The following is a 9,667-nucleotide window of genomic DNA, read 5'->3' as shown; positions in this document are numbered from 1 at the left end:
TTCCAGTGCCGGTGCGCCCCCAGCGGGAACGGCGAGCCAGACCGATAGACCACCGATGTCTGTCGAGACAGCCCGTTGCCACGTCTACCGGCTGCAGCGGCGTATCGCGAAGGCGGTTGCACTAAAACGTTACAACAAAGCCCGCGCACTGCAACGGCTTCTCACCAGCTCCCACGCTGGCAAATTGCTGGCCGCACACCGCGTCATGCACAACCGCGGCCGCAAAACCCCCGGTATCGACGGTATCACCTGGCGGTGGCCGCAAGATCGATCCGAAGCACTCCGCTCCCTGCAGCGGCGCGGCTATCGCGCCCAGCCGTTGCACCGCATTTCCATCCCCAAGGCCAATGGCAAGGTGCGCCCACTGGGCATTCCCACTATGGCCGACCGAGTGGCCCAGGCACTGCAGCGCCTCGCGCTGGAACCCTGGGCAGAGACGACCGCCGATAGACACTCCTATGGCTTCCGTCCCAAGCGCTCGACCGCAGATGCCCTGCAGCAGTGCTATATCGCCCTGTCTCGCAGGACCTGCGCCGAATGGGTACTGGATGCGGACATCAAGGGCTGCTTCGACCACCTCAGCCACGACTGGTTGCTGGCGAATATCCCCATGGATAAACACCCGCTCCGGCAGTGGCTGAAGTGTGGTTACATCGATCGCCACGTTTACCACCAGACCGACGACGGCACACCGCAAGGCGGCATCATCAGTCCGCTGCTGGCCAACATGGCCCTGGACGGACTGGAAACCGCCATCGAGGCCGCTGTGCCCAAAAGCGGCAGCCGCGTCAACGTAATCCGCTACGCGGATGATATCGTCATCACCGGTGCCAGTCGGGAGCTACTGGAACAGCGTGTACGCCCCGCGCTCGAAGCCTTCCTGGCCGAGCGCGGGCTCACCCTGTCTCCCAAGAAGACTCGTATTGCACACATCAATGAAGGGTTCGACTTCCTCGGCTGCAATCTGCGCAAGTACAACGGCAAGTTGCTCACCCGGCCAGCCAGGGATAAGGTCACGGCCTTTGCCGGGAAAATCCGAGCCTTCATCAAGCGCGGTGTCGCACTACCCACCTTCCAGCTACTGACACGCCTCAACCGCGTGCTACGTGGCTGGTTTAACTACTACCGCCCCTGGGTATCCAAGGCGAGCTTCGCCCTGATCGATACACTGATCTACCGGGCACTGTGGTGGTGGATGCGACGGCGACACAAGAACCGCCAGAAATACTGGCTCTACGGCCACTACACTCGCTCACAGCGTACGCCCAACGGCAGCTACCGGCGCGTGTTCACCGGCCAGACCCGCACCGCTCTGGGGATTATCCGAAGGGTATCCCTCTTCAAACTGAGCGATCTGCCGATCCGGCGCCACATCAAGATCGTGGCAAAGGCCAACCCATATGCACCGGGTTACGGAAGCTACTTCCGCAAAAGATGGATGCAGGGACGGCAGTACCGGAAGGCAGACCGGGTCTATCTTGCCAGATACCGACTGGCGGCGTAATGTGGAACGCTAAATTGTTAATAACGGGTCAAACCGCCGGGTTCAATGAGCCTTCGAGGGGCTTGAGCCGTATGCGAGGAAACCCGCACGTACGGTTCTTAGAGGGCTGGGAGTCGGTGACGGCTCCTGGCTACTCGGCGGTTTCTGATGTATCAGTGCCCGAAATGTAAGAAAGCAGAGNTTCTTAGAGGGCTGGGAGTCGGTGACGGCTCCTGGCTACTCGGCGCTCCGTAGCTGGCCGATCCCTGTTGCGTTTTTGAGGGCAGCATTTTGGGCGATTGGTCGAAAGTCACTGGCTGACGGCCTGACAGAAGATATGCTTGTGGATATCTCAAAAGTATCGAGTGTACTGCGTTGGAGGCCTCAGCAAGCTTTGCAGGAGGCTCTGCGTCAGGTGGTTTCCCGTAGGGGGTAGTGGGATGCAAACCAGAGAAAGATTTCGAAGAGTTTCGCTTAGTAAGATTGTTGGCGGATCACGATATTGAATAGTAAATACAATTGGGAAGGGTGAAACCGTTCGGATTTTCAGATGTTTTTCTAAAGGGGGAAGTATGGATAGGTTCGCAATACTTACAATGAGTCGAGGAGATCGCTATAGAATAAAAGAGTGGTTAGAGTATCATTCAAGAATTGGGTTTACGGATTTTTATATTATTCTAGATAATCCGAATGATGATACTGCTGATATCCTTAGGGCTGTAAAGACTTCAGCCAATATTAATGTGGTGGTCAAGGGTGCAAATGGCCCCTATTACGATGATGTGAACATGCCATTGGTTTGGGAGAAGAGAAAGGAATGGAAGAAGGAGAATCAAGTTGAGATTGATAAGTCTGGTCTACCCATAAATGATGAAATTTCTTGGAGACAGTATCAATACTTTTCGGAAATAATTCCAGAAATTCAGAGGTTGGGTGTAGTCTCGTGGTTGTCTCTGATTGATGTTGATGAATATATAGCATTAAGTGATTACAATTACGTCAGTGAATTGATTGAAGATGTTGGAGCGGAACGAGTCAGGCTTTTGAACTTTAATTATGATACTGACGGATACACACCTGAAAGTGGGCAGAGTATTGTTGAATATTCTAAGTGCAGATGGAGTCATCAAGATATTATTAACTATGGGAAAGGATGGGATAAACGCTATAAGTCGATAGTTAAACTTGAGAGAGCGCTGCCGCTAGCTTCTGTTCATGCTATTTCAAAGGGGCCGTTTAAAGTCGTTCATCATGAAAAGGCTAAACTTAATCACTACAAGTGCCCTGCGATGAAAATCATTCCTTATAGCGTCTATGAACCTTTGAGAATAAGTGAGTAGTCTTATGTTTTTTGATGTAAAAAATCAAAGGGGGGATGAATGCTGGTTGAGATTAGCTCAAGACATAAATTCATTGTCATCGGGAGGAATTTATTTCGTGCCCGCTGCAGGAAATTATGGTGATGCACTAATTAATATAGGTAGTCGCCAGTTCTTTTCAAAATACTCTATTGACTATGTAGAGCTAGATAGAAAGGAGATATTGAGTGGGAGGTTAGATCAGCTGGACCCTGACGCGTTGGTTATTTTAGGCGGTGGAGGTGCGTTTTGCAATAACTTTTCAAGCTCGCATCAGCTGGCGAAGAAGGTTTCAGGATATTTTAGGCAAGTTCTAATACTTCCTACCACATACGAGCTTTCTCGCATAGATGCTAATAATATCATTTATTATCGGAGGGATAATTTGGGTAGTTCAGAAGTTATCGAAGATAGCAAGTTTTGTCACGATATGGCTTTCTTTATTGAACTTGAGCTGGATGTCCCTAACTTCAATGATCGGGTTTGGCGTTTGTACGCAATGCGCGCAGATAAAGAAGGTCATGGCCTGGATAGATTATTTGAATCAAATTTCGATCTTAGTAAAATTGGAGATGCAACTTATACTAATCCTAAGCCTTTTTTTCGTGTGATTTCAAACTTTAAGGTAATAGTAACAGATAGGATGCATATTGCTATTGCAGCCAGTATGCTCCAGCTAGATTGTTACTTGGTTGTGGGCAACTATTTTAAATCTCGAGATGTCTTTAAGTCTTCCATTGAGGCGTTCTACCCCAAAACTAAACTTTTGACCGTTGCTGATTTTTTGAAAAGGTTCGGTTGAGGCGTGTTGATGAGGGTTATAGTGATTGTTGGCGTATGGAAGCAGGTGAAGGAATCGCCCCTGAAAAGCTCTACAACCCGTGCAGGACCTGCAGGCACGATCGTGAAAACTTTGTTAACGCTGACTCCTCGTTGGCTGATGTAGTTGAGGGCAACATCGGCTTTTCTGGGTTGACTCTTCTTGGTGCGCCAGGCATGGCGCGAAGTGCCATAGATTGGCGCTGTCCCGGCCCGCTGTGGTGGCCGCCCGGGATGAGTTGGAGGTGAAAAGTCCTCTACCGGCCCGGCAAGGGGAACGGTTAGCCGAACGGCAAGGGTGTCCACCGCGAGGTGGAATCTGAAGGAAGCCGAAGGCAAAGCACTGGCCCGACGAACAGAAATCGCATATGAGGCGGTGGCAGTGGGTAAGAAGGCCAATATCTTCAAAGCCCAGTACTTGCACGGAAACTGCGGACGTAAATGCGGCGGGTATAAGTGTGAAGGTCGCGCGTCTTACCCTGGGAGGTCTGTCATCCGTAAGCGATCAGTCTTCCCCACCGTCGGCCTGAACCGATTTTTCTGTTAGCGCCACTTCCCTGGCATTCCACGGCAGCAGTGCCTCGATGGCCTCCACGGTGTCCGCTGCGGCAGTTCGGTGTAAACGCGACGGAGATAGTCGTAGGGTTCAAGGTCATTGGCCTTGGCGGTTTCTATCAGGCTGTAAAGCGCTGCACTGGCTGTCGCCCCCTTGGCGGTATCGCTGAAGAGCCAGTTCTTTCGGCCGATCACGAACGGGCGTATGGCGTTCTCGGCCTTGTTGTTGTCGATATTGAGGCGGCCATCTTCTGCGTAGACGCAGAGCTTCTCCCAGTTTTTCTGCAGGTAGGACAGGGCCTTGCCCAGGGCTGTTTTCGGCAGCGTTTTTGGTAAGCGATCGATAAACCCCGTAAGCGCTCAATAAACCCCATCTAAAACCCAGCACTTCGTAAGCGATCCATAAACCCCACCTAAAACCCAGCATCTCTTCCGGATACGCTCTTGATTTCAACGATCAGGAGATCCACATGACCATTCAGAGCAAATCCGATTTCTGGCAGCAGCACATCAGCGCCTGGAAGGATAGCGGCCTGTCCCAGGCGGCCTACTGCCAGCAACATGACCTGAAGCTCAGCACCTTCACCTACTGGCGCAACAAGCAGAACAAGGGCCGGCGTAAACTGATGCCTGTGTCGATACCGGCTCCGGATGCCTCGGTGGAATTGGCGTTGCCCGGTGGCATCCACATGCAGCTACCGGCATCGGCCCTGGAGCAGACCCTGCCGCTGGTTTGGCGCCTGCTCCGGGAGCAGGCCTGATGCTGCGGCCAAGGCAGTCGGCACAGGTCTACTTGTACATGGAGCCGGTAGATATGCGCAAGTCGATCGATGGCCTGGCGGCACTGGTTGAGCAGGAGATGGAACTGTCCCCGGCCCTGGAAGCGCTCTTCGTGTTCTGCAACCGTGGCCAGGACAAAATCAAGGTGCTGTACTGGGAGCGCAACGGCTTCGTGGTCTGGTACAAGCGCCTGGAGAAGCAACGCTTCCGCTGGCTGCGGGAGGACGACTTCACCTACCACAAGCGCAGTGGCCGCGAGCTGAACCAGCTCCTCGACGGCCTGAATATCTGGAGCCAACAGCCCCACCAATCTATCCAGTTTGACTCGGTTACATAGCCGGGCCCTGCGATACAATGGCGGCCATGAATGAGCAGGCCGCCGAGCAATTACCTGACGATGTCGATACGCTGAAAGCGCTTCTCTTGCAGAAGCAGCAGCGCATCCGCCTGCTCGAAGAGCAGATCCTGCTGATGCGCGACAAACACTTTACCAGCGGCAGCGAGCAGGCTTCGAACCAGCTCGGCTTCTTCGATGAAGCGGAGGCCGAGGCAGACGCAGAGCCGCCGGAAGCGCCCGCCACAACATCTCCCGCCACAACCCCGAAGAAACCTGCCGGTCGCCAGCAGCTCCCGGCGGATCTGCCCCGGGTGCGCCGGGAGCACGACCTCCCCGAGGCAGAAAAGATCTGCACCTGCGGCTGCCAGATGCGCGAGATCGGCGAGGAGACCAGCGAGCAACTGGACATCATCCCGGCCAAAATCCAAGTGATACAGCACGTCCGCAAGAAGTATGCTTGCAAAGCCTGTGAAGCGGGCGTCAAAACTACCCCGCTGCCGGCACAGCCGATCTCCAGAAGCAGTGCCAGCCCGGGCTTGCTGGCCCAGATCACCGTGGCCAAGTACCAGGATGCACTGCCGTTGGCCCGTCAGGAAAAGATCTTCCACCGCATCGGCGTGGACCTTCCCCGCAACACCCTGGCCAGCTGGATTATCCGCTGCAGCCAGTTGGTACAGCCCCTGCTCAACCTCCTGGAAGACAGGTTAAGGGACGGCCCCATCATCCAGTGTGATGAAACGCCGGTGCAGGTGCTGAAAGAGCCTGACAAACCACCAGAGAGCCAATCCTACATGTGGGTGCGCCTCGGCGGACTCTCGGATGAATCTGTGGTGCTCTATGACTACTACGCCAGTCGTAGTGGAGAGGTCGCCGGTACCCTGCTATCGGGCTTCAACGGCTACCTACAAACCGACGACTACGCCGGCTACCACGCCGTGGGCGCCGAAAAAGGTATCATCCATCTCGGCTGCTGGGCCCACGCGCGGCGGAAATTTATCGAGGCCCAGAAGGTTGCCGACAGCAAGAACAAAAAGTCGAAGGGCAAAGACAAAAACAAGAAGAACCGACCCAGCAAAGCCGATATTGCCCTCAACTACATCGGCCACCTGTACGGCATAGAGCGCAAGTGTAAACACCTATCCCCAGAGGAGCGGTACCAGCTCCGCCAGGCCAAGAGTCTGCCCGTACTCAACAAGCTGCGCAGCTGGCTGGATAAAAACTTACCGGGGGCACTACCGAAAACAGCCTTGGGAAAGGCTCTGTTCTACCTGCAGAAAAACTGGGAGAAGCTGTGTGTCTACACAGAGGACGGCCGTCTCAACATCGACAACAACGGCGCGGAGAACGCCATACGCCCATTCGTGATCGGCCGAAAGAACTGGCTCTTCAGTGACACCACCAACGGCGCGAAAGCCAGTGCAGCGCTCTACAGCTTGATAGAAACTGCGAAGGCCAACGACCTTGAACCCTACGACTACCTCCGCCGCGTTTATGCCGAGCTGCCACAGGCGAACACTGTGGAGGCCATCGAGGCACTGCTGCCGTGGAATGCCAAGGAAGCGTTGTTAGCAGAAAAGCGCGCTCTGGCCGAGGGTGGGGAAGGCTGATCGCTTACAGCACTTCTTCCGGTACGCTCCTGATTTTCAACGATCAGGAGATCCACATGAGTACCGAGAGCAAATCCGATTTCTGGCAGCAGCACATCGACGCCTGGAAGGGCAGCGGCCTGTCCCAGACAGCCTACTGCCAGCGGCACGACCTGAAGCTCAGCACCTTCACCTACTGGCGCAACAAGCAGAACAAGGGCCGGCGCAAACTGGTGCCGGTCTCGATGCCAGTCCAGGATGCCCCGGTGGAGCTGGCCCTGCCCGGTGGTATACATATGCAGCTGCCGGCATCGGCCCTGGAACAGACCCTGCCGCTGATCTGGCGCCTCATCCGGGAGCAGGCCTGATGCTGCGGCCAAGGCAGTCGGCACAGGTCTACTTGTACATGGCGCCGGTGGATATGCGCAAGTCCATCGACGGCCTGGCAGCGCTGGTCGAACAGGAGATGGAACTGTCACTGGCCCAGCAGGCCCTCTTCGTGTTCTGCAACCGCGGCCGGGACAAGATCAAGCTGCTGTACTGGGAGCGCAACGGCTTCGTGGTCTGGTACAAGCGGCTGGAGAAACAGCGCTTCTGCTGGTCGCGGGAGGACGACTTCACCTACCACAAGCGCAGTGGCCGCGAGCTGAACCAGCTCCTCGACGGCCTGAATATCTGGTGCCAAAAGCCCCACCAATCTCTCCAGTTTGACTCGGTCACCTAGCCGGATCCTGCGATACAATGGCGGCCATGACTGAGCAGGCCGCCGAGCAACTCCCCGACGATGTCAATGCGCTGAAAACGCTTCTGCTGCAACAGCAAACACAGTTGCAGCAGAAGCAGCAGCGCATCCGTCTGCTCGAAGAGCAGATCCTGCTGATGCGTGACAAGCGCTTCGCCAGCAGCAGCGAACAGGCCTCGAACCAGCTCGGCTTCTTCGATGAAGCGGAGGTCGAGGCAGACGCAGAGCCTCCGGAAGCGCCCGCCACCCAATCTCCCACTCTTTCCCGCAAGAAGGCGCCCGGCCGTCAGCGGCTCCCGGCAGACCTGCCCCGGGTACGCCGGGAGCACGACCTCCCCGAAGCAGAGAAGACCTGTGACTGCGGTTGCCAGATGCGGGAGATCGGCGAGGACACCAGCGAGCAACTGGACATCATCCCGGCCAAGATCCGGGTGATACAGCACGCCCGCAAGAAGTACGCCTGCAAAGCCTGTGAATGCGGCGTCAAAATTGCCCCGCTGCCGGCCCAACCCCTCCCCAGAAGCAACGCCAGCCCGGGCCTGCTGGCCCAGATCACCGTGGCCAAGTACCAGGACGCCCTGCCGCTGGCCCGCCAGGAACAGATCTTCCACCGCATTGGCGTGGACCTGCCCCGCAACACCCTGGCCAGCTGGATCCTCCGCTGCAATCAGCTGGTACAGCCCCTGCTCAACCTCCTGGAAGACAGTTTGCAGGACGGCCCCTGCATCCAGTGCGATGAAACGCCGGTACAAGCCCTCAAGGAGCCAGACAGACCGCCCGGCAGCCAATCCTACATGTGGGTCCGCCTTGGCGGACGCCCGGATGCCCCCGTGGTGCTCTATGACTACCACCCCAGCCGCAGTGGGGAGGCGGCCAACACCCTGTTGTCGGGCTTCAACGGCTACCTACAAACCGACGACTACGCCGGCTACCACGCAGTGGGCACCGAAAAAGCCATCACCCACTTGGGCTGTTGGGCCCACGCGCGACGCAAGTTTATCGACGCCCAGAAGGTTGCCAACAGCAACAAGAACAAGAAATCGAAAGGCAAAGACAAAAACAAGCAAAAACGGCCCAACAAAGCCGATATCGCCCTCAACTATATCGGCCACCTCTACGGCATCGAGCGCAAAAGCAAAGACCTCTCCCCGGAGGAACGGCACCAACTCCGCCAGGACCAGAGCCTGCCGGTCCTTGAGAAACTGCGAGCCTGGCTCGACAAAGAGCTGCCAAAAGCGCTGCCGAAAACAGCCCTGGGCAAGGCCCTGTCCTACCTGCAGAAAAACTGGGAGAAGCTCTGCGTCTACGCAGAAGATGGCCGCCTCAATATCGACAACAACAAGGCCGAGAACGCCATACGCCCGTTCGTGATCGGCCGAAAGAACTGGCTCTTCAGCGATACCGCCAAGGGGGCGACAGCCAGTGCAGCGCTTTACAGCCTGATAGAAACCGCCAAGGCCAATGACCTTGAACCCTACGACTATCTCCGTCGCGTTTACACCGAACTGCCGCAGCGGACACCGTGGAGGCCATCGAGGCACTGCTGCCGTGGAATGCCAGGGAAGTGGCGCTAACAGAAAAATCGGTTCAGGCCGACGGTGGGGAAGACTGATCGCTTACAACTGAAGGGCTGAATCTGCTATGAGTGGATAGTCGGTTTATCTCTCTGAAAGATTGGAGCAAATGCCTCGAAAGAGGGCTCTCGACAATTGCTGAGGGGGCGGAACTCCCAAGGCCGTCGAAGTGTTTGTCGATCGTCAGGCGAATAAACAACGAAACGAAGCTCGCCCGGTATCGGGAAGCAGGAACCGCCGTGGTACGGAACCGTATGCCCGGTGGTGTGGGAGGACGGCGGGGGTAACCCCGCCTCCTACCCGATTTTTTGTCTTTGCCCTTCGACTTTTTGTTCTTGCTACTGGCAACCTTCTGGGCTTCGATAAATTTGCGTCGCGCATGGGCCCAACAGCCCAGGTGGGGTTTACGGTTGCTTCGGAAGAGCCGATCCTT

At 55.9% G+C, this 9,667-nt stretch carries 8 protein-coding genes and 3 pseudogenes; 9 read left to right on the top strand and 2 right to left on the bottom strand.

Features of this window, described 5'->3' with window-relative positions; all coding sequences use genetic code 11:
• Positions 1-55 precede the first annotated feature (55 nt).
• The 3 genes from ltrA to OQE62_RS17470 all read left to right on the top strand — a co-directional run bounded on the left by ltrA (position 56) and on the right by OQE62_RS17470 (position 3,643).
• The gene (gene ltrA / locus OQE62_RS17480) at positions 56-1,504 is read left to right on the top strand and encodes a group II intron reverse transcriptase/maturase (protein WP_265723332.1); all 1,449 of its coding nucleotides are present in this window, start codon (positions 56-58) and stop codon (positions 1,502-1,504) included.
• Positions 1,505-2,055: 551 nt separating this feature from the next.
• Complete coding sequence (locus OQE62_RS17475) at positions 2,056-2,823, top strand: glycosyltransferase family 2 protein (protein ID WP_265723331.1); 768 nt, start codon at positions 2,056-2,058, stop codon at positions 2,821-2,823.
• Between the two features lie 4 nt (positions 2,824-2,827).
• Positions 2,828-3,643 carry a polysaccharide pyruvyl transferase family protein gene (locus tag OQE62_RS17470; protein WP_265723330.1) on the top strand — a complete coding sequence of 272 codons (816 nt, stop codon included), beginning with the start codon at positions 2,828-2,830 and terminating at the stop codon, positions 3,641-3,643.
• A gap of 522 nt (positions 3,644-4,165) precedes the next feature.
• On the opposite strand, the pseudogene OQE62_RS17465 reads toward OQE62_RS17470, so the two are convergent.
• Positions 4,166-4,536, bottom strand: a pseudogene (locus OQE62_RS17465) (IS66 family transposase); the annotation flags it as partial.
• Between the two features lie 149 nt (positions 4,537-4,685).
• Here OQE62_RS17465 and tnpA (OQE62_RS17460) point away from each other — a divergent pair.
• The 6 genes and pseudogenes from tnpA (OQE62_RS17460) to tnpC (OQE62_RS17435) all read left to right on the top strand — a co-directional run bounded on the left by tnpA (OQE62_RS17460) (position 4,686) and on the right by tnpC (OQE62_RS17435) (position 9,272).
• Positions 4,686-4,976 carry an IS66 family insertion sequence element accessory protein TnpA gene (gene tnpA / locus OQE62_RS17460; RefSeq protein WP_265723329.1) on the top strand — a complete coding sequence of 97 codons (291 nt, stop codon included), beginning with the start codon at positions 4,686-4,688 and terminating at the stop codon, positions 4,974-4,976.
• Positions 4,976-5,332: an IS66 family insertion sequence element accessory protein TnpB gene (gene tnpB, locus OQE62_RS17455; RefSeq protein WP_265723328.1), complete on the top strand. Its 357-nt coding sequence runs from the start codon at positions 4,976-4,978 to the stop codon at positions 5,330-5,332. The genes tnpA (OQE62_RS17460) and tnpB (OQE62_RS17455) overlap by 1 nt, the downstream gene beginning before the upstream one ends.
• 26 nt (positions 5,333-5,358) lie before the next feature.
• Positions 5,359-6,939, top strand: a complete 1,581-nt coding sequence (tnpC, locus tag OQE62_RS17450; protein ID WP_265723327.1) for an IS66 family transposase — start codon at positions 5,359-5,361, stop codon at positions 6,937-6,939.
• A 56-nt stretch (positions 6,940-6,995) separates the two neighbouring features.
• The gene (tnpA, locus tag OQE62_RS17445; RefSeq protein WP_265723326.1) at positions 6,996-7,286 is read left to right on the top strand and encodes an IS66 family insertion sequence element accessory protein TnpA; all 291 of its coding nucleotides are present in this window, start codon (positions 6,996-6,998) and stop codon (positions 7,284-7,286) included.
• Entirely contained in the window at positions 7,286-7,642 is a 357-nt protein-coding gene (gene tnpB / locus OQE62_RS17440) for an IS66 family insertion sequence element accessory protein TnpB (RefSeq protein WP_265723325.1), read from the top strand. Before tnpA (OQE62_RS17445) ends, tnpB (OQE62_RS17440) begins: the two co-directional genes overlap by 1 nt.
• A 26-nt stretch (positions 7,643-7,668) precedes the next feature.
• Positions 7,669-9,272, top strand: a pseudogene (gene tnpC / locus OQE62_RS17435) (IS66 family transposase).
• Positions 9,273-9,535: 263 nt separating this feature from the next.
• Here the strand turns inward: tnpC (OQE62_RS17435) and OQE62_RS19525 are convergent.
• Positions 9,536-9,661, bottom strand: a pseudogene (locus OQE62_RS19525) (IS66 family transposase); the annotation flags it as partial.
• Positions 9,662-9,667: the final 6 nt, after the last annotated feature.

Origin of the sequence: Microbulbifer halophilus (assembly GCF_026183675.1) — a bacterium.
Classification (GTDB): domain Bacteria; phylum Pseudomonadota; class Gammaproteobacteria; order Pseudomonadales; family Cellvibrionaceae; genus Microbulbifer; species Microbulbifer halophilus.
This window is presented reverse-complemented; position numbering and strand designations above follow the sequence as displayed.

Bases quoted from the DNA above. Each gene is read 5' to 3' on its own strand.
- ltrA (WP_265723332.1), top strand. From the start codon at position 56: ATGTCTGTCGAGACAGCCCGTTGCCACGTCTACCGGCTGCAGCGGCGT.
- OQE62_RS17475 (WP_265723331.1), top strand. From the start codon at position 2,056: ATGGATAGGTTCGCAATACTTACAATGAGTCGAGGAGATCGCTATAGA.
- OQE62_RS17470 (WP_265723330.1), top strand. From the start codon at position 2,828: ATGTTTTTTGATGTAAAAAATCAAAGGGGGGATGAATGCTGGTTGAGA.
- tnpA (WP_265723329.1), top strand. From the start codon at position 4,686: ATGACCATTCAGAGCAAATCCGATTTCTGGCAGCAGCACATCAGCGCC.
- tnpB (WP_265723328.1), top strand. From the start codon at position 4,976: ATGCTGCGGCCAAGGCAGTCGGCACAGGTCTACTTGTACATGGAGCCG.
- tnpC (WP_265723327.1), top strand. From the start codon at position 5,359: ATGAATGAGCAGGCCGCCGAGCAATTACCTGACGATGTCGATACGCTG.
- tnpA (WP_265723326.1), top strand. From the start codon at position 6,996: ATGAGTACCGAGAGCAAATCCGATTTCTGGCAGCAGCACATCGACGCC.
- tnpB (WP_265723325.1), top strand. From the start codon at position 7,286: ATGCTGCGGCCAAGGCAGTCGGCACAGGTCTACTTGTACATGGCGCCG.